Source organism: Deltaproteobacteria bacterium, from assembly GCA_023382265.1.
Lineage (GTDB): Bacteria > JAMCPX01 > JAMCPX01 > JAMCPX01 > JAMCPX01 > JAMCPX01.
Window position 1 is genome coordinate 1 of record JAMCPX010000004.1, and the last position, 19,200, is coordinate 19,200.

21 protein-coding genes and 1 tRNA gene are annotated in these 19,200 nt (G+C 38.9%); 8 read left to right on the forward strand and 14 right to left on the reverse strand.

The annotated features are described in order from the left end of the window. The 11 genes from M1381_00410 to M1381_00460 all read right to left on the reverse strand — a co-directional run. The coding region (locus tag M1381_00410; protein MCL4477551.1) for a hypothetical protein at window positions 1-326 on the reverse strand (326 nt) is incomplete at its 3' end. A 106-nt stretch (window positions 327-432) separates the two neighbouring features. Continuing rightward, a tRNA-Ala gene (locus tag M1381_00415) sits at window positions 433-505 on the reverse strand. A gap of 16 nt (window positions 506-521) precedes the next feature. Next, the gene (locus tag M1381_00420) at window positions 522-830 is read right to left on the reverse strand and encodes a hypothetical protein (GenBank protein ID MCL4477552.1); all 309 of its coding nucleotides are present in this window, start codon (window positions 828-830) and stop codon (window positions 522-524) included. Window positions 831-1,015: 185 nt separating this feature from the next. Further along, window positions 1,016-1,345: an ATP synthase F0 subunit C gene (locus M1381_00425; GenBank protein ID MCL4477553.1), complete on the reverse strand. Its 330-nt coding sequence runs from the start codon at window positions 1,343-1,345 to the stop codon at window positions 1,016-1,018. 19 nt (window positions 1,346-1,364) lie between these two features. Further along, window positions 1,365-2,063 carry a F0F1 ATP synthase subunit A gene (atpB, locus tag M1381_00430; protein MCL4477554.1) on the reverse strand — a complete coding sequence of 233 codons (699 nt, stop codon included), beginning with the start codon at window positions 2,061-2,063 and terminating at the stop codon, window positions 1,365-1,367. Next, complete coding sequence (locus tag M1381_00435) at window positions 2,056-2,415, reverse strand: hypothetical protein (protein MCL4477555.1); 360 nt, start codon at window positions 2,413-2,415, stop codon at window positions 2,056-2,058. The genes atpB and M1381_00435 overlap by 8 nt, the downstream gene beginning before the upstream one ends. After that, window positions 2,412-2,627 (reverse strand): AtpZ/AtpI family protein, encoded by a 216-nt coding sequence (locus M1381_00440; protein ID MCL4477556.1) that lies wholly within the window; start codon window positions 2,625-2,627, stop codon window positions 2,412-2,414. The genes M1381_00435 and M1381_00440 overlap by 4 nt, the downstream gene beginning before the upstream one ends. A gap of 60 nt (window positions 2,628-2,687) precedes the next feature. Then, complete coding sequence (locus M1381_00445; protein ID MCL4477557.1) at window positions 2,688-2,981, reverse strand: hypothetical protein; 294 nt, start codon at window positions 2,979-2,981, stop codon at window positions 2,688-2,690. A 1-nt stretch (window position 2,982) separates the two neighbouring features. Further along, on the reverse strand, window positions 2,983-4,962 hold the full coding sequence (locus tag M1381_00450; GenBank protein ID MCL4477558.1) for an ATP-dependent helicase: 1,980 nt from the start codon (window positions 4,960-4,962) through the stop codon (window positions 2,983-2,985). Between the two features lie 3 nt (window positions 4,963-4,965). Further along, window positions 4,966-6,030 carry a peptidylprolyl isomerase gene (locus M1381_00455; protein MCL4477559.1) on the reverse strand — a complete coding sequence of 355 codons (1,065 nt, stop codon included), beginning with the start codon at window positions 6,028-6,030 and terminating at the stop codon, window positions 4,966-4,968. Between the two features lie 71 nt (window positions 6,031-6,101). Beyond that, on the reverse strand, window positions 6,102-7,079 hold the full coding sequence (locus M1381_00460) for a M48 family metallopeptidase (protein MCL4477560.1): 978 nt from the start codon (window positions 7,077-7,079) through the stop codon (window positions 6,102-6,104). 386 nt (window positions 7,080-7,465) lie between these two features. On the opposite strand from M1381_00460, the gene M1381_00465 reads away from it, so the two are divergent. Together M1381_00465 and M1381_00470 are read left to right on the forward strand one after the other, a co-directional pair. Beyond that, window positions 7,466-7,984 carry a hypothetical protein gene (locus tag M1381_00465; protein ID MCL4477561.1) on the forward strand — a complete coding sequence of 173 codons (519 nt, stop codon included), beginning with the start codon at window positions 7,466-7,468 and terminating at the stop codon, window positions 7,982-7,984. 3 nt (window positions 7,985-7,987) lie between these two features. Further along, complete coding sequence (locus M1381_00470) at window positions 7,988-9,628, forward strand: methylmalonyl-CoA mutase family protein (GenBank protein MCL4477562.1); 1,641 nt, start codon at window positions 7,988-7,990, stop codon at window positions 9,626-9,628. Between the two features lie 121 nt (window positions 9,629-9,749). On the opposite strand, the gene M1381_00475 is transcribed toward M1381_00470, so the two are convergent. Together M1381_00475 and M1381_00480 are read right to left on the reverse strand one after the other, a co-directional pair. Then, window positions 9,750-10,532, reverse strand: coding sequence for a hypothetical protein (locus M1381_00475; protein ID MCL4477563.1), 783 nt, complete (start codon window positions 10,530-10,532; stop codon window positions 9,750-9,752). A gap of 406 nt (window positions 10,533-10,938) precedes the next feature. Beyond that, window positions 10,939-11,103, reverse strand: coding sequence for a hypothetical protein (locus tag M1381_00480; protein ID MCL4477564.1), 165 nt, complete (start codon window positions 11,101-11,103; stop codon window positions 10,939-10,941). 218 nt (window positions 11,104-11,321) lie between these two features. Here M1381_00480 and M1381_00485 point away from each other — a divergent pair, with 218 nt between their 5' ends. The 3 genes from M1381_00485 to M1381_00495 are packed head-to-tail and all read left to right on the forward strand — an operon-like array spanning window position 11,322 to window position 14,024. Further along, complete coding sequence (locus tag M1381_00485; GenBank protein MCL4477565.1) at window positions 11,322-12,077, forward strand: enoyl-CoA hydratase/isomerase family protein; 756 nt, start codon at window positions 11,322-11,324, stop codon at window positions 12,075-12,077. Window positions 12,078-12,111: 34 nt separating this feature from the next. Beyond that, entirely contained in the window at window positions 12,112-12,609 is a 498-nt protein-coding gene (locus M1381_00490; GenBank protein ID MCL4477566.1) for a hypothetical protein, read from the forward strand. After that, window positions 12,606-14,024 carry a B12-binding domain-containing radical SAM protein gene (locus M1381_00495; protein MCL4477567.1) on the forward strand — a complete coding sequence of 473 codons (1,419 nt, stop codon included), beginning with the start codon at window positions 12,606-12,608 and terminating at the stop codon, window positions 14,022-14,024. Before M1381_00490 ends, M1381_00495 begins: the two co-directional genes overlap by 4 nt. On the opposite strand, the gene M1381_00500 is transcribed toward M1381_00495, so the two are convergent. Next, a complete protein-coding gene (locus M1381_00500; protein ID MCL4477568.1) occupies window positions 14,000-14,752 on the reverse strand; it encodes an alpha/beta hydrolase in 753 nt (250 codons plus the stop codon). The genes M1381_00495 and M1381_00500 overlap by 25 nt on opposite strands. Before the next feature lie 165 nt (window positions 14,753-14,917). Here M1381_00500 and argF point away from each other — a divergent pair, with 165 nt between their 5' ends. From argF to glmS, 3 genes are read left to right on the forward strand one after another with little or no spacing between them, the layout of a single operon-like run. Then, window positions 14,918-15,823 carry an ornithine carbamoyltransferase gene (gene argF / locus M1381_00505; GenBank protein MCL4477569.1) on the forward strand — a complete coding sequence of 302 codons (906 nt, stop codon included), beginning with the start codon at window positions 14,918-14,920 and terminating at the stop codon, window positions 15,821-15,823. 16 nt (window positions 15,824-15,839) lie between these two features. Next, window positions 15,840-17,231, forward strand: a complete 1,392-nt coding sequence (gene glmU, locus M1381_00510) for a bifunctional UDP-N-acetylglucosamine diphosphorylase/glucosamine-1-phosphate N-acetyltransferase GlmU (protein MCL4477570.1) — start codon at window positions 15,840-15,842, stop codon at window positions 17,229-17,231. Beyond that, window positions 17,231-19,060 carry a glutamine--fructose-6-phosphate transaminase (isomerizing) gene (gene glmS / locus M1381_00515; protein MCL4477571.1) on the forward strand — a complete coding sequence of 610 codons (1,830 nt, stop codon included), beginning with the start codon at window positions 17,231-17,233 and terminating at the stop codon, window positions 19,058-19,060. Before glmU ends, glmS begins: the two co-directional genes overlap by 1 nt. Window positions 19,061-19,200 lie beyond the last annotated feature (140 nt).

Sequence of the window (19,200 nt, forward strand, 5' to 3'; positions counted from 1 at the left end):
CTGCCGGATACACCTCCCTCCCCAAGACCTGATGGAACCGCCTCTGTTGTTGGACTTGTTGCACCCATGCCTATCGGTGCAAGACCTTCAGGGGCTATTGTGCCTGCAGGAGCCGTGCTGCCGGATACACCTCCCTCCCCAAGCCCTGATGGAACCGCCTCTGTTGTGGTAGTTAAAACAGTACTTGTTTGGGGCATACCTTCTAATAAACTCTGCGCAGGCCGTTCGGCCCCAGTCTTTTGTGTTACAATAATTCCTCTTGCACAAGATGTGAGTAGTATGATTATTAAAAATAAAAATATTTTTTTTAATTTATAACTTTTCATTGTTATCACTCCTTTTTTTATATATCACAAAAACATATCATTTTAAAGTAAACCGAAACTTTATCATATTAGGATATAACAATATTTTATGTATATCAAAAAAATATGGAGCTGAAGGGGATCGAACCCTCAACCTCTACAATGCCATTGTAGCGCTCTCCCAACTGAGCTACAGCCCCCCATTTACAAATAGTTTTATGCCTGATCAGTATTTCCTGATTTTCTTTTATCTTGCATGTTATTTATCTCTTCTTTCGCGATGATTATGTTCTGTTCAAGGTTATTCAACCTTTCGATAGATGAGGAAAAGATTTTTACATCGTTAATTCCTGATTTTGCAATTGTATAGAATTGTTCTCCCAGTTCAAAGAGAGCTTTATTATATTGTCTGGTGACTTCATACAATTTAAGTTTCTTTTTAAAGAAGTTCGTATACAGCAAAATTGTTTCTTTAAATTTTTCCATTATAACAATTATTTTATTCTTCAGATTTTCTTCATGCATATTGTTCTGTAATAACAGATATGCATATAGAAGTCAATATTTTCGAAGTCTTAAACATCAGGGTTTCAAATCCAACAGCTACGCATGATGCAGCAAATAAACTTAATCCAGGATACCTTACACAAACTCATCTAAGATAAAACCAGATTAGAAAAATAAAATGGGAGGCATGAACCTCCCATTTTTTATATCTTACCTTGTAATAAAAATGCTATAACAAAGGCGTATATAACAAGTGACTCTACCAGAGCAAGACCAATGATCATGGGCGTTACGATTTTGCCGGACGCACCAGGGTTTCTCGCAATACCATCAAGCGCAGAAGCGATTGATCTGCCCTGTCCAAGTGCACCGCCAAATGCAGCTATACCAATTCCAAGACCGCTTGCAAGAGCAAGTGCTGCATCCTTAAGACCTGTACCTTGCGGCTGCACAGTAGCACCAGCCTCTGCTGCAAGTGCGGGGATCGCTGTGATCATTAGCAGTACGATAGATGTAAATATTCGTTTAAACATGTTTTTTCCTCCTTTTATATTAATGTTCTTCTTCGTGTGCGACGGCAAGTGCTATGTATATGGCACTTAAAATAGAGAATACAAGTGCTTGAATAAAAGATACAAATATTCCAAGCATCATAAATATGATAGGAACCCCTACAGGCACGAGGTGCGAAAATATGTGTAGTGCCGTATGATCTCCGAGCATGTTTGCAAAGAGCCTGAGGGAAAGCGACAGCGGTCTAACAAGATTACTTATCAGTTCAACTACTATCATTATAGGTGCAAGTACCCAGACGGGTCCCATAAAATGTTTGAGATATTTTATGCCATGTGCTCTAAACCCAAAATAGTTGTAAGCAATAAACACAATAACAGCCATTGCAAAATTTGTGTGTAAGTTGTCGGTTGGAGGCACCATACCCGGAATCACCCCAAAAAGATTTGATATAAAGATAAATACAAATAACGTTCCAATCAAAGGCAGATACCTTTCCGGTTCTTCCGGTATTACAGATGCCGTAAAATTATAAAGAGCCTCATAGATCATATCAAATATAGAAAGTAGGGTAAATCCACCGTCAGGGACCTCAGGATAATTTCTTTTTTTTAATAATCTATAGGTAAACAAAGAGAATAATATAAGTATTATGCCTGAAATAAAGTATGTAATTACGTAATCATGTACTTTGTTTAATTCCGGTATAATGCTAAACCATGTTAATTGTTCATGCATTTTGCTCTCCCCCTATCATGGATATTATACCTGTGATAACAATACTAACGGGTGCTACTGTTATTCCTAATATGAATGGAATGACAGGTAATTTTATTGTTACGATGGATATATAAAGCGATGCAAGTAATAATGGATATTTTAAAAATATCAAAAGCCCGAAGAATAGCTTATTTTTATGCTTTAATAGTTTCGCTATGCCAAAACCAATCACGCCAATGTCTATTATGATGATCACAGCACCTATTAAGAATGATAGAAAATTGTGTTTATCATGAGAAAACACTACCCCGCCAGCTATAATAACAGCAGCACATACTGCGATCCATATTTTATAAATAAACGGTTTCATTTTTTATTAGCCCCTAAAAACTTAACCAGCTCTATCAACCTCATTACACTTGCCAGAAAGCCAAGTATAGTAAAAGCTATAGTAAACCACGGCGTTGTCTTAAGGTATTTATCAATATAATCTCCTATCAGTATACCTACTACTACAGAGAGTCCTGCCTCAATACTCAGAGAAAATACGGTGCCAACCTTTTTTAAATTAAATCCGAGCACGATAATATTGTTGCTAACACAATGATAAAAAACAAGTCAAATGAATTAAACGATATCAGTTTAATTGGAATGCTCTCTTATGAACTCATCGAGTTTTTTTGTGTCTTCTTGATGTTTTATAACTGCTTTTTTAGGTTTTTCCTGCTGTACCTGTTTCTCTGGTTCGGAATTTTTAGGTTGTTTTTCGGAAAGGAACTGTTTTTTAAGTTCCTCTGTCCTTTGCTTAATATCTTCTATTTTATGCCGGTTTTTGAGTGTTATCTCCAGAGCGTTATGCTGCAATCTGATTCTGATAAAATAGATCAGGGCTGCTATAATAATAATTAAAATAATAAATTTCAAAATTTTCAGCATTTTAATCTTTCCATTTCTCATACGCATAAGATGGAAGTTCTTTTATGAACCTTGATGGTTTTGTTATCATATTATCGTAGTTACCTCTTTCCGGCAAGGCTTCAGGATAGCAAAGATATAAAATATCTTTTGCACGGGTTATCGCAACATAAAATAATCGCCTTTCTTCCTCGATAGCATCGTTATCAACTTCTGCATGACTTTTTTGCGTGCCTCTTATAATCGGGAACTTGCCGTCCACGAGCCATGGAATAAATACTGCTTTCCATTCAAGCCCCTTTGCCTGGTGTATGCTTGAAAGAACAACCTGCTCTTTTTCTCCTGCATCGTTAGCAGACGCTGAAACAGTTGCTACGAGTGCCATTTCACTTAAAAAATCGGTAACATTTTTGAATTTCGTAGAATAATTAATTAGCTGCTTTATATCTTCAAGCCTTGTTTCATAGTTTGTATAAGCAAGTTTGAGATATTCATTGTAGCCGTTATCAAGGATAAGCATAAGCATGTCGGAAGGCAGTTTTTCTTCTATATTTGATAGCATTTGCAAGAGCTCATAAAATTTATTTAAATGGTGCATAGCTTTTTTTGATATTATCCCGGATAGTTCGTTAGAGTTTAATAGGGAGATATCGGATTCATGTTTGCTAAAAAAGTCCCAGACAACTCCTGATGTTTTAACACCAATACCCGGATACAGCTTTAAAGCCCTTTTAAATCCAAGTTCATCGGAAGGGTTATTCATAAACCTCAAATAACTAAGAACATCCTTTATATGCGACTGTTCAAAAAATCGGATCCCTGATCTTACTTCATAAGGTATACCAAGCCTTGTAAGTTCCATCTGTATCTCCATGGAATGGTAATGCGATCTGTAAAGAACCGCAATTTCATTAAGATTGAGATCTGATGAAATCGAGAGTATATGTTTTGCTATAAAACCGGCTTGTTCGTCTGTACTTTCCAATTCCACTACCACAGGTAAAACTCCTGCCCCTCTTGTTGCTATAAGATGTTTTTGATACTGTTTTTTATTCCGAATTATTGTAGCATTCGCGAGGTCGAGTATTGCCTGAGTGCTTCTATAATTTGTCTGAAGCTTATAAACAACAGCATCAGGATATCGCTCTGTAAACCCTAGGATGTTATCATAATGTGCACCCCTGAATGCGTATATGGACTGAGAATCATCTCCCACGACCATAAGGTTTCTATGCTTCTGTGATATTATATCAATAATATCGGCCTGGAGCTTGCTTGTATCCTGATACTCATCAACAAGTATATGCTGGAAGTGCTCTTCATAATGTGTTCTTACGTCATCATGTTCAAGTAGAAGCTGTTTCAAAAGCAACAACAGATCATCAAAATCCAGTGCATTAAGCTTTGCCTTTTTAGTGACCAAACGTTCATGAATCAAGAAAAGGTCATCTATATATTCCGTCAATTGCGGGAATCTCTTTGTTACGGTATGCTCCACATTTATAGAGAGATTGGAGCTGAGGCTGAGTATTGTGTTTACCGTATCCTCCGACGGAAATCGCCTGTTATCGTTAAGACCAAACTCCGTTATCGTATCGGATATGAGGTCTTTTCTATCTTCTTCATCAAGGATTGTAAAATTGTGTTTAAAACCAAGTAGCCCAATGTGTCTTCTAAGGATGAGGTTTGCAATGTGATGAAATGTCCCACCCCAAATACCGGAATTATCCATTGATAAAAGCTTCTGAACCCGGGACAGCATCTCTCTTGCAGCTTTGTTTGTAAATGTTACAAGCAGGAGGCGAGAAGGCGGGACACCATCTTTAATTAGTTTTGCCACTCTATATATGAGTGTCCGTGTTTTCCCACTTCCCGCTCCTGCTATAACCAGAGAAGGCCCTGATGCCGAGAGAACAACTTTTAATTGTTCTTCATTTAAAGCATTCTCAAAATCCAATACAGTATTTATATGCGTTTGTTTTAATAATGGTTGATTAGTCACCAGTTATACTTTTGTTTCAATCTTTGTTTTCGCTTTTAAAGCATTAATCAATGTCTCAAATGCATTTTTTGCTTTCTGTTGTACAAGCATCTGTTTAATCATATCTTTTACGCTTTTAAAATCTTTTTTCTCTGCGGCTTTCTTCGCTACAAGCTGAATAATGTGATAACCAAACTGGGTATGCACTATAGGGCTTATCTGTCCCGGTTTCTTAAGTGCAAAAGCCGCCTCTGAAAATGCAGGAACCATTGCACCTTTTTCAGGAAAAAATCCTACATCACCGCCATTGACCGCAGAAGCCTTATCAATAGATTTTTCCATTGCAAGGGTTGTAAAGGGTACACCTTTTTTTAATTCTTTTTCAATCTGTTCTGCCTCTGCCTGTGTTTTTACAAGTATGTGTCTTACATCAACTTCTTGCGGAACAGTAAACTCTGCCTTATGCTTTTTATAAAAAGCCTGCGCATCTGCGTCTGATACAGTTATACCCTTTTCAAGAGATAAGAAGACCTGCCTTGCAACAAGTTGATCTTTTACCTGTTTTCTGATCTCATCTTCGCTCATACCCGATTCATTCAAAATTTTTTCAAACTTGACTTTGCCAAACTTTGATTCAAGTCCTGAGAGCGTATTGTTAACATCGGTATCGGTAACTGTTATACCGTTTTGCTTTGCATAGCCTAACAGTAGATTTAGCGATATAAGCCCCTGAATCACATTTTGTTTTAGCTCATTTATTATATTAGCATTTTGTTTACTATAAGGATCAAACGGCTTACCCTGTGCAGCAGAAAATTCTTTTAACAAAGCAACCTGTAAGTTGAGTTCCTTGTTTAACTCTTTTTTTGAGATAGTTTTATCCCCGATGATTATGGCAGGTCCTGAACCACTGATCAGCTCAAAAGGTTTTTTACCGCCTTTTAAAACATTGGTTTTCCATAATATGGCAATAGCCGCTATCACTATTACAATTAAAGCAGAAGAAATGACCAATATAGCTTTTCTGCCGGCAGGTTTTGTTCCCTGATCCTTGTTTATACTTTCATTGTTTGTTTCATTGTCAGACATGTAGCCTCCTTAAAATAAGTTGTTTTGACAATCTCATAATTTTTAAAGCATGTCAACTATGTGTATTCTTTTTATCTTTTATTAAAACCCTGTACGATTGTTTGATGGGACATTACCCTTAATTTTGCAATGCGTTTATCAATGGGCGGGTGTGTCGATAGCAGGTCAGCAAGAAAGCCTTCTTTGTTGTCAATACCTCTTGCAAGGGGATCCGATATGAACATGTGTGCCGTTCCTCTGTTTGCATTTCGCATGGGCGTAAAATCCATTCTTATTTTTTCAAGGGCAGATGCAAGAGCCATTGAATTCCTTGTAAATTCTACAGAGGATGCATCTGCTGCATACTCGCGTTCTCTTGATACCGCCATTGCCATGATCTGGCCGATGATGGGTGCAATCACGGCAAGCGATATGGCAATAATTATAAGAAATGCCGGACTGCTTATACCTTCATCCTTTCTTCTTCTTGGTCCATAAAAAGATATACGCCATAGCCAATCACTAATGAGAACAATGGTCCCGAGTAAAACAGCTACAACCATCATGGTTTTAATATCACGGCTTTTTATATGTCCCATTTCATGGCCTATAACAGCCTGAAGCTCTTCTCTGTTCATCTTATCAAGCAATCCCTCAGTAACCGCGATACTTGAATGCATCTGGTCCCTACCTGTTGCAAATGCATTAGGCTGATCGGATGGGATAAGATATACACTTGGCATAGGGTTACCGGATGCAACAGACATTTCTTTTACAACATCCAAAAGTAATCTTCCCTTTGGGAATGCGATCGTATCGGCTGGATCTACGGGCACCGCATTTACAGATGTTAGTACAAAATAATCCCCGTTATAGTACGAAACCCATGCCCAGAAGCCTGCAGTCATGAATGCTACAACCGTTGCAAAGGGGAATCCGCCGTTTAACACATCAATACCAAGATAGAAATGATCTATGAAGTAACCGATAGAAAGGACGACCGCAAAAAAAACAATTATAAGTACAATTGTTGTCCTATTATTGTTTCTTTGTTCCTGAAAAAAATCCATAAATAATCCCGCAAATATCCCTTATTCATCTCGTATATTTACTCTTCTAGACCCAATAAAGCGGTGTTAGTACTCCGCATCAAACAACAATGAATTCTTTTATAAGAATACCGCTCTTCAAATAAATCATACAATTTGTTTAAAGTAAAGTAAAAGTATGCTTTAATTGGACAATGGAAGACACTATGAAGAGAGGAACCACAAAGTTATTCAGAAGCATTGCTGAAGAAATGACCCACACAAAAGGTATCTCTGATAATATAAAGCAACAGACAACCCGCATTATTAAACACAATTTTATATAGGATAGCATGGAAAGGCTTTACATGCATATTTCTTGCCCTATAGTCTTGTACTCTGGTATATAAAAAGGCTATCAGGGATATATGAAAATAAATGTAGAAATAGATAACACCGAGCATGCCGTGGATATTATAAAGGCAGAGCATGAAATATACAAATGCCTTGTAGATGGCAGGGATCTGCACGTTAATCTTTCCATTATTAAGCAGGACAACAATATCAGTGTATACTCAATTATTAGTAATGGGACGTCATACGATGTGGTTGTCCACAAAAATAGGGTTAGTGAGATCGTATGCGTTAATGGCATCACTTATAGTGTTAAAGTGAAGAACATGCTTGATCTTATCAAGTCTAAAGAGAAAAAACTCCATGCTGATGGTAAAGGTTTTAAAATACTCGCACCGATTCCAGGCAAGGTTATTGCGGTTAAAGTTGATAGCGGCAGCAATGTAAAAAAAGGGCAGTCTGTTATTGTTATAGAAGCCATGAAAATGGAAAATGAAATAAGAACACCGGTAGACGGTGTTATAACAGGCATACATGTTAAAGAGGGCGATAAGGTTGAGAAAGATACGAGGCTCATTACTATCGCATTTTAAACTATGAATAAGAATGATAAATTAAAAAATGGGATCAGAGAATATGAGCAGGGCCTTTCAGGTGTAAAAAAGAGAAAGGACAGGTTTGAAACCTTTTCACATATAAACTTAGAGGATCTTTACACTCCCGAAAGTTTAGAACCTTATGATTATGTATCACAACTCGGATTTCCCGGTGAATATCCGTTTACACGGGGTATTCAGCCTCTTATGTATAGAACAAGGTTGTGGACAATGCGGCAGTATGCAGGCTTTGGAGATGCTTTAAAAACAAATCAAAGGTTTAGATATTTACTTGATGCAGGTCAAACAGGACTATCTGTTGCCTTCGATCTGCCCACACAGATGGGGTATGACCCTGATTCTCCTTTTTCGGCAGGCGAGGTCGGCAGGGTTGGTGTTTCAATAAGCACACTTAAGGATATGGAAATATTGTTTGATAAAATACCTCTTGATAAGGTAAGCACATCAATGACTATAAACGCCACTGCTATAATATTACTGACAATGTACATGGCGGTTGCGGACAAGCAGCATGTACCGCACACGAAATTGCAGGGCACTATACAGAATGATATATTAAAGGAATATATTGCAAGAGGTACATATATATTCCCAGTAGAACCTTCAATCCGTATCACTACTGATATATTCGCTTATTGCAAATCACACCTCCCCAACTTTAATACCATCAGTATATCGGGCTATCATATAAGAGAAGCAGGAGCTAACGCTGTTCAGGAGCTTGCGTTTACATTTGCTGATGCAATCGAATATGTAAAAAGCGGGATTAAAGCAGGTCTGGTTATAGATGATTTTGCACCAAGGCTTTCATTCTTTTTTGGAGTTCATAATAACCTTATTGAAGAAATAGCAAAGTTCAGAGCCGCAAGAAGGATATGGGCAAAAATAATGAAAGATATATTCCATGCGGAAAACCCAAAATCAATGATGCTGAGATTCCATACACAAACCTGCGGTTCGACTTTAACGGCACAACAGCCGGATAACAATATAATAAGGGTAACCATACAGGCACTTGCATCAGCCCTTGGAGGAACACAATCGCTCCATACTAATTCAAAAGATGAAGCCCTTGCATTACCTACAGAAGCCTCTGTTAAACTTGCACTGAGGACCCAACAGATTATTGCACACGAATCAGGCATCGCTGATTTTGTGGATCCGCTTGCGGGTTCTTACGCAGTAGAATCATTGACCAACGAGATTGAGAAAAAGGTTATGAACTATCTTGATAAAATAGAAAAAACAGGCGGCGCCGTAAAATGGATACAGTACGGCATGTTTAAGAACGATATAGAAGACTCAGCATACGTGTATCAGCAGGCCATAGAAAAGAAAGAAAGCATTATAGTTGGTGTTAATGAATTTACAGATCACGAGGACGGGCATTTTGATATATTAAAGGTTGATCCTGAGATAGAGAAGGCACAGATCAAAAAACTTAACTTCATCAGGAAGAACAGAGATAATGAATCTGCAGAGCAGACACTTAAAAAGCTAAAACAAGCAGCGCGTTCTCAAGAGAATCTCATGCCTCATATATACGAGGCTGTAAAGGCGTACACATCGATAGGCGAGATCTCTAGTACTTTGAAAGAGGTATTTGGGGAGTTCAGATAAAGATCGGCAATCCCTTGCCATTGTGGACTGTATTTAAATAGCATGCATCAAAAAGACTTGATCCTATTACGGATAGTATCCATGCCAAAAGCTCAGTTTTGTAAAAATCATACAAGTTAATCTAATCATTGATATTATCAAGATAGAAAACAATCCGCTGCCCGTATGGTATGTCGTTTGCATGGGCGTCGATATAAAATTCAGGTGCTACCCCTGTAACGTTCACACCCGATAAAGAGATGGCTATGGTTGACCATGTGTATACAGGCAGTGATTGAGGAAGAGGTGCATCATATAGAATTTTATTCCCCGGTATCAACATGAGGTATACAAAGTCGGTTGCACTTCTGTATAGACCTGACTGTGTATATAAACTGTCAGGATACACATCAAATGATAACACCGCAGAACTGGTAATTGGAACAAGCTCATTCATGCCGAGTGTGACTATGGCGATTACTGGTAACCCTGCCTGCAATACAAGACCGTTTAGCGTAAAGCTGATCATTGCCGATTGGACTGCAGTATCTTTTATAACCCCCTCAGACACGACAACCCCATTTCCGACGGCGTTGTCAGGGTTCGGGAATGTGTCGGTTATGTTATTCGTAAAACATCCGGGATCCGTCATGTCCATGCAGAGCCTGGAGTTGTTCATAGATGCATTTACTGAGAAGCCTGTAAGGGTACTGAAATCGCTCTGGGTATTATTCTGTCCGAGTACCTTTACACCAAACCACCATATACCCTGCGGCAGTGAATATGGAAGAGTGTTATGTATGATCAAGTATGTACATAAGCGTCCTTTTGCCGGCATAAGCAGGGGGTAATTCAATATAATCATCGGCAAGCGTATAATCGGGGTTGTACCAAAGCTGAGCACCGCCAAACCATGATATTTCATTATCTGGAAAATATCCTATAAGCCAATGTTATTCATGGCCAGCATGTATACATCTGACAATCTCGACTTATTACAAGTGCTCTTTACCTTTATTTAGTAAGCCACAGGACTTATAAGCTTCCGGCTTTAAAGGAAGTTTGTGAAGCAAGAGATTAGTCTGTCATTACCGCACCCGCGAAAATCCAAGTCTTAAATATACAGTCTCTGAATTCCCGTTTTAACTGGATAACACTCTTAGCTTCGCCTAAAAGTGCTGGGTTTCAATCATCCGCATCAGCAAAAAAAGACACCGGGAATCTTTATCCTACACGAAGCTCATTGATAGAAGTTACAGGATCTTCAAAAAAAATCATAGAATCAAATGCAGCATCATCAAGAAAACCCTTTCTGCGGAAAGATGGGTTTATTATTTTTTCCCCATCACTGTGCCGCAGCATATTAACTCGGTAAACTCCGGGCCGCATTCAGTCATAACAACCTCTGTTCCGCATGATGTGCAAACGTATTTTTCCTTCTTTGCAGAGTTACCTCTTTTTACTGCCTTTTTTGCTTTTGACTTTTTTATCGCCATAACCGGTCCTCCTCTCATTCTTACTATTTATATAGTATGCCTTACATCCGTATAAGTCAATGAGATACATTCACTCCCTGCTCCCCTTTTTAAGCAAGCCCATGATATGCGGACAGTCAATTCATCAATCATTCATACTCGGTCACAACATCTTATTTACTATTTATAAATTCATTGCTATATTTAGCCTTAGAAAAAGGAATTTCATGAGTTCTATTTTGATTGAGAAAAGAGAAAAAGGCATTGTTGTTTTAACAATAGACAGTCCTGGCAAGCAAAATGCATTTAATGCAAGTATGCTTGAAGAGCTTCAGACAACACTTGAAAGGCTTAAAAAGAATAAAGATATAAAGATTTTATACATAACCGGCTCTGGGGATAAATCCTTTTCAGCCGGCGTGTTTTTAAAAGACCTTGTAGAGTTTGCCAATCCGGCAGAGGCAAGGGTATATGCAGAGCTGCTTGAAAGTACAATGGACAGGCTGTTTAATTTTCCTAAGCCAGTAATTGCACTTATAAACGGATACGCTCTTGGCGGTGGATTCGGTATTGCAATGTCATCGGATATAAGAATTATGACAGAAAATGCCGTCATTGGGTTTCCGGCGGTCAGGATTGGTGCCATACTCCCTGCCGGGTGCACATACAGGTTACTTGAACTTGCCGGTGCAGGCAAAGCAAAAGAATTACTTTTAACGGGAAGACATGTAAAATCTGATGAGGCTTTAAATATGGGACTTGTAAACTATGTTGTTAAAGATAGGGAATCACTCTTTGCAAAGGCTGATGAACTTTCAGAACAGATTCTTCAGGCTTCCGGCCATGCAATTGCTATGACAAAGGCAACCGTTAACCAACATACAAATGAACTCATTTACAGGTATAGCCTATATTCATCCGATAATTTTGCATACCTGTTTACAACAAAGGACTGGAAAGAACGTATCGATAGTTTCTTAAAAAGAAAAAACTGATTGATAAAAAAACTTTTAAAGGTATTATAGTAAAATGGATGCCATGAGTGTGACGGTTACAAAAAAAAGATACAATGTACTTGCATCTCTTTGTATAATAGTAGGTTTCTTACTTATTCTTGAGAACTATGGTTATGTAAGCGGCATGTATAAGCTATGGCCCGTGTTCCCGCTTGTCATTGGTATAGGTTTATATCTTGTCTATAGGGATAGGGGTAGAATAGACCCGGTTATTCTCGCAATCGGTGTTTATATTATTCAGTTCAGTATACTTGCTTTTTATGCAACATATACATCATGGTCCAGTATGGAATACCTGTGGCCGTTGTATATAGGTTTTCTTGGTGTATCAATTCTCTCAATATATATAAGTAATAATAAAAGCATCATATTTTTTCATCTTTCTTTCTTCTTGATCGGCCTGTGTGTGGTATTTTTTCTTGTATTTTCTATCAGTGCAAGACTATGGCCTATTTCACTTATTTTACTTGGAATAAGCATATTACTCATAAAGGAGTTTAACAAATTATGAAAAAAGTATTGTTCATAGAACCAAAAGCTGTTGAAGCAAACGTGTTTGCAAAATTCATTAACCTGCCGTTGTTAGGACCGCTCTATCTCGGTACAATGATAAAGCAGGCAGGTTTTGATGTTAAGATCATTAATGAAAATCTACTTGGAAGGAAGCTCACCCTAAATGAACTTGAGGGCGATGTCCTTTTACTAACATCCCTTACCTGTACATCGGAAAGAGCTTATGAGATTGCAAGGCAGTTCAAGTCAAAGAATCCTAATTCCACGGTCATCATGGGTGGTATTCATGCGACATTTTTACAGGAAGAGGCAGGCAAATATGTAGACTACGTTGTGGCAGGCGAGGGCGAAAATGTCATTATTGATCTATTAAAGCATGGCTCTGATAAACGCATAATTCAGGGGGAATTCCTGCATAAGCTTGATAATATACCGGTACCGGATTTTGATCTGCTCGTCAATAGTAAAAAGTTGAACATTACTCCTGTTATGACATCAAGGGGCTGTCCTTATGATTGCAACTTCTGCTCTGTAACAAAGATGTTCGGTCAGGGTTACAGGACATTCTCGGTAGACAGGGTTATAGAAGAGCTCAAAAATGTAAAAACAGAAAAGGTTTTTTTCTATGATGATAATTTTACCGCAAATATCAACAGAACCTACGAACTGATGGAACGCATAGCAAAAGAAAATTTTAAATTTAGATGGTCAGCCCAGGTAAGGACAGACATTACCCGCTACCCAGATCTTGTAAATGATATGAAACGGGCAGGCTGTGATACTGTTTATGTCGGTTTTGAATCAATCAGCGATAAAACACTAAAGGACCTGAGCAAACATCAAACAATCGAAGATATTAAAAGGGCAATAGATACATTCCATACGAATGACATATATGTTCACGGTATGTTCATTTTTGGCAGCGACGAAGATGAAAAGAATATATTCAAGGAAACAGCAGATTTCTCAATAAAAAATAAGGTTGACACCGTTCAATACGCTATTCTTACACCTCTTCCCGGAACAGAAACATTTGAAAAACTTGAATCACAGGGCAGGTTATTACATAAGATGTGGCAGTATTACGATGGATTGCATGCTGTATTTCAGCCCGAACAGATGTCTGCAATTGAGCTCCAGCAGGGCATGCTTGATGCATTCGAAGAATTTTATTCATACACGAGGATATTTAACGAGGCATTGAATGCATCCTACGATCACAGCATTGGCAAAATAATTGGAGTGATCAAGAAGAAAGTCCATACGCTGGATTTTAAAGACGTAACAATAAAGGTTATTGCAAACCACATTATAAAAAACTGGTACAGGTTAAATAAAGATTATCTTTTGTATCTCTCGCGTGTAAAGGCGTCGGTAAAAGAAGCTACTCATAATTTATTGCCGTCAAGGTAGCCGGATATAGCTTTGTTTACAGCTTCAGGCTTTTCCATCATAACCATGTGGCCTGCACCTGGTATGATCGTAAGAGAGGAGTTTCTAATCTTCTGATTAAGATAACGTGCATACTTCACAGGAGTCATAATATCTTCTGCACCGAAAACAAGCAGGGTATTTATACCGATTTTTTCTACTTCATCCATGATGTCAAACCTGTCGCAAGCCGTGAAATCTGATAACGCAATATGCGCATTAGATTCTGAGATGCTGTCTTTAAATAAAGACTTTTTATGTTCATCCGCAGCCTCTGCAACTGAAAAATCGACAGACATATTAATAAAATTATTGAAGTCGGATTCGATTGTATCGAACACCTGCGGCGAGACCCTTAACCTCGCGCCTGTTCCTATAAGTATCAAACCTGAAATCATGTCAGGGTTATCTAGTGTAATCTTCTGGGATATTGCTCCACCCATAGAATGACCGACAAGAATTATCTTTTTAAGGTTCAATTCCTTTACAGTATGCAGTACCGCATCAGAGTATTCATCTATAGTTTCTTTTGGACTATCCTTTGAATCACCATGCCCAGGCAGATCAAGTACAATGACAGATCTTTTACCCTTAAAAAACTCCCACTGGTATGTCCATACCTTATGGGATCCTGCTGCACCATGAATAAAGATCACCGGTAAACCATCTCTGTTATCAGATATTAAATAGTTAAGTTTGGGTTCAACCATATATTGATCATACTACAACAATTTTTTTCTTTTTTCAAAAAACCCTGGGTTACACGTCTAAAAGGATAATTTTACCCTGCAAGAAAACATTACAGCGCATTTCTATTTGATAAAAGAACATAGCCATGTTACAATGATCGGATAAAATAAAAATAAGAGGAGCTTATGCCTAAAAGGGATTTGATCAGTATATTTGACTTAAAAAAACCTGAGATTGATAGTCTGATAAAGGAAGCGGTAAAGCTTAAGAAGGAAAAACGGTGTTCACTACCATTGAAAGGGAAAACGCTTGCCATGCTCTTTGAGAAATCCTCAACAAGAACGAGGGTTTCATTCGAGGTAGGCATGTACCAGCTCGGAGGAGCTGCTCTATATCTGAATTCCGGCGACATACAGCTCGGCAGAGGAGAAACGATTCAAGACACTGCCAGAACTATTTCAAGATACGTTGACGGCATAATGATAAGAACATTTGCCCATGACAATGTTGTACGGCTTGCAAGTGCAGCATCAGTGCCCGTTATTAACGGGCTTTCCGATCTTTCTCATCCATGCCAGATACTCAGCGACCTTTTAACCGTATATGAAAAAAAGGGGGATTACAAAAAACTCACCTACGCTTACGTTGGCGACGGCAATAATGTTTTGAACTCATGGATTGAGGCAGCAGGATTGCTTGGGCTCAAACTCAGGATTGTAACGCCGGCATCACATTCGCCGTCAAAAGCTATATTGAAAAAAGCAATGACTATGAATCAAAAGTTCATAACTCTGTACAATAATCCGGTTGATGCGGTTAAAGATGCCGATATCGTTTATACCGATGTATGGGTCAGCATGGGACAGGAGGATTTAAGGGAAGCAAAACTCAAGGATTTTTCCGGATTACAGATTAATGAAGCATTGATTAAACATGCAAGGCACGATGCAATTGTAATGCACTGCCTTCCTGCACATAGAGGCGAAGAGATAACATCAGAGGTCATGGACGGCAGGCAGTCGGTTGTGTTTGATCAGGCAGAGAACAGACTTCATATGCAAAAGGCAATATTAAAATTCTTGATTAAATAACAGTGGAGGGAAATTGATGGAAACAAAGCTTTATACCATTATCCTCGCAGCCGGTGAAGGCAAAAGGATGCAGTCGGACATTCCAAAGGTTTTTCATCCTATCGGCGGACTTCCAATGATAGAGTACGTCCTTAGGCGAGCAATTGATTTGCATTCAGATAAGGTTATGATTGTTGTTGGAACTGGTAAGGAAATAATAATGGGCTATGTCTCAAAGAGATACGAAGACGCAATATTTATCCATCAGAACAAGCAGCTCGGCACCGCGGATGCCGTTAAATCAGCTGCACAAGAGCTTTCCGAGCTCGAAGGAGATGCACTTATACTGAACGGAGACGTGCCTTTAATAAGGCATGCACTTATCAAGGAATTCTATGCGCGGTATAAAAAGTCAGGTGCCTCGCTTGGATTTATAACCTCTAAACTGGATGAGCCTGAAGGATACGGAAGGGTCGTTAAAAGGGCAGGTAAATATGAGATTGTTGAAGAAAATGACGCGGACGATAAAGTCAAAAAGATAAAAGAGATCAATGCCGGTATTTATCTGGTATCCTCCAAACTGCTCTTTAAGGCACTTGAACGTGTAAAGCCTTCGGATACTACGGGAGAGTATTATCTTACAGATATAATAACCATCGTTCAGTCTATGAAAAAAAAGGTGATCAACTTCCATACGGACGACGCAGATCAGGTGCTTGGCGTAAACGACAGAAAGGCGCTCGCTCATTCTGAGAGCATACTCAATCAACGAAAGTTAAACAGTCTTATGGCAAGCGGCGTAACGATTTTTGATCCGAACACCACGTACATTGAGCAGGATGTTATGATAGGCAAAGACAGTATAGTGTATCCGAACAACTTTATAATGAACGGGACCAAAATCGGGAAAAGATGCACTATATGGAACGGAGCCGTCATTTCGAACTCTATTATAAATGATGAGTCAGAAGTCAAACCCTACTCTATCATTGATCAAAGTATAGTCGGGAGAAATTCAATAATAGGCCCTTTCGCAAGACTAAGGCCCGATACTGTTCTCGACGAGCAGGTTCATGTGGGCAACTTTGTAGAGATAAAGAAATCGGTCCTTGGTAAAAAAACAAAAGCAAATCATCTATCATATATAGGTGATGCTACAATAGGTAACAATGTAAATATAGGTGCAGGAACAATTACATGTAACTATGATGGTGTAAAGAAGAACCTTACCGTGATTGAGGATGAAGCTTTTATAGGCAGCGATACTGCACTCGTTGCTCCTGTCCGCATAGGGAAAGGTGCGTTGATAGGTGCAGGCTCCGTTATAACGAAAAGTGTGCCCGCCGATGCTCTTGGTATAGAGCGGACTGAACAAAAAAATATAGAAGGCTACGCGAGAAAAAGAAAAACGAAATTGGGACAGAAATAATGTGCGGTATTGTTGGGTACATAGGTAAAAAAAATGCACTGCCCATTATACTTGATGGGCTTAAAAGGCTGGAGTACAGAGGCTATGACTCCGCAGGCGTTGCAATACTTTCAGAACACGGGCTTGTAGTAAGAAGGAAAAAAGGCAAGATCAGAGAGCTTACGGATCATATACAGAATGAGTCTATAAGCGGTAAAATAGGCATAGGACATACAAGATGGGCTACGCACGGTAAACCATCCGATGAAAATGCACATCCTCACAAAGCAGGCGATATCGTCGTCGTTCACAATGGAATAATAGAAAACTACTCAGAACTTAAATTAATGCTCAAAAGCAGGGGACATCATTTTAAATCGGACACGGATACAGAGATTATAGCTCATCTTATAGAAGATTACATAAAATCAGGGCTGTCTTTTGAACAGTCTGTTTTATCGGCAGTTGGAATATTAAAAGGGTCTTTTGCCCTTGGTGTTTTATACTCAAAACGGCCGGATACATTAATAGCGGTAAGAGAGGCAAGTCCGCTTGTGATTGGGCTTGGAGACAGGGAGAATATGTTTGCATCAGACATACCCGCCATCCTTCCTTATACCGACAGGATGCTGATCATGGATGACGGCAATATTGCAGTGCTGACCGATACGGATATAAGGCTTATGGATTTTGCAGGACATGAGCTATCCGCAGCCCCCCGTAATATCAATATGAACCCGGCAATGGCTGAAAAGGGCGGATACAAGCATTTCATGCTTAAAGAGATATTTGAGCAGCCCTCGGCAATAACTGATACATTAAGGAATAGAATAAACTTTGACAAAAAAGATGTAAATCTTGACGAGGTTTCCCTGCCTGAAAAGATTATTCATTCTATCAAAAGAATAAATTTTGTGGCCTGCGGTACATCATATCATGCAGGGCTTGTAGGCAAATATATTATAGAAGAAATGATCGGCATACCAGTCGACGTCGATGTTGCATCAGAATTCAGGTATAGAACACCGCTGATAAGCAGTGAGACGCTTACAATAGCCATATCCCAGTCCGGAGAAACAGCGGATACCCTTGCAGGCATAAGGCTTGCAAAAAAGCATGGCAGCAAGGTTTTAAGTATATGTAATGTTATAGATAGTACCATAGCAAGGGAATCGGATCACGTTATCTACACCCATGCCGGTCCCGAGATCAGCGTTGCATCCACAAAGGCATTTACATCACAGATCATGGCGATCTATCTTTTTGCAATATACATTGGCAAGGTTCTCAGACACATTTCTCATGAGCAGCTTACCCGATACGTGGATGCTTTAATTTCAATACCGGGATTTATTGACAGCATTCTTAAAAGTGACGACAGGATTGCAAGCGTTGCGAAGAAATATTCAAAATATTCAAACTTTTTATATCTCGGCAGAGGGATAAGCTTTCCTGTTGCACTTGAAGGTGCATTGAAATTAAAAGAGATCTCTTACATACATGCGGAAGGCTATACGGCAGGAGAGATCAAACATGGTCCGATAGCTTTGATAAGCGCTGACATGCCGGCAGTTTTTGTTGCTGTAAGAGGCAGGGTTTATGACAAGACTAAAAACAACATAGAGGAGGTAAAGGCACGGAACGGGAAGATCCTATGCATCACAACGACAAAAGACAATGAGCTTCAAGGACTTTCTGATGATATTATTTTTGTTCCCGATATAGACGAATTGTTTACACCAATCCTGTCCATAGTACCTTTACAACTATTCGCATATCACATTGCAGTGATTAACGGCACAGATGTGGATCAGCCAAAAAATCTGGCAAAAAGTGTAACCGTGGAATAGCTCATAACATCCTTAAAAAAAACATAATGTCATAGCTTTCCCTGCTGTGCATAGCTGCGTTTCTTTGAAGAATAACAGACCGGGTTAACCCAAAAATGCAAATGAAAAAGCATCCGTGTTTTATTGCAGGGGCGGTTAGA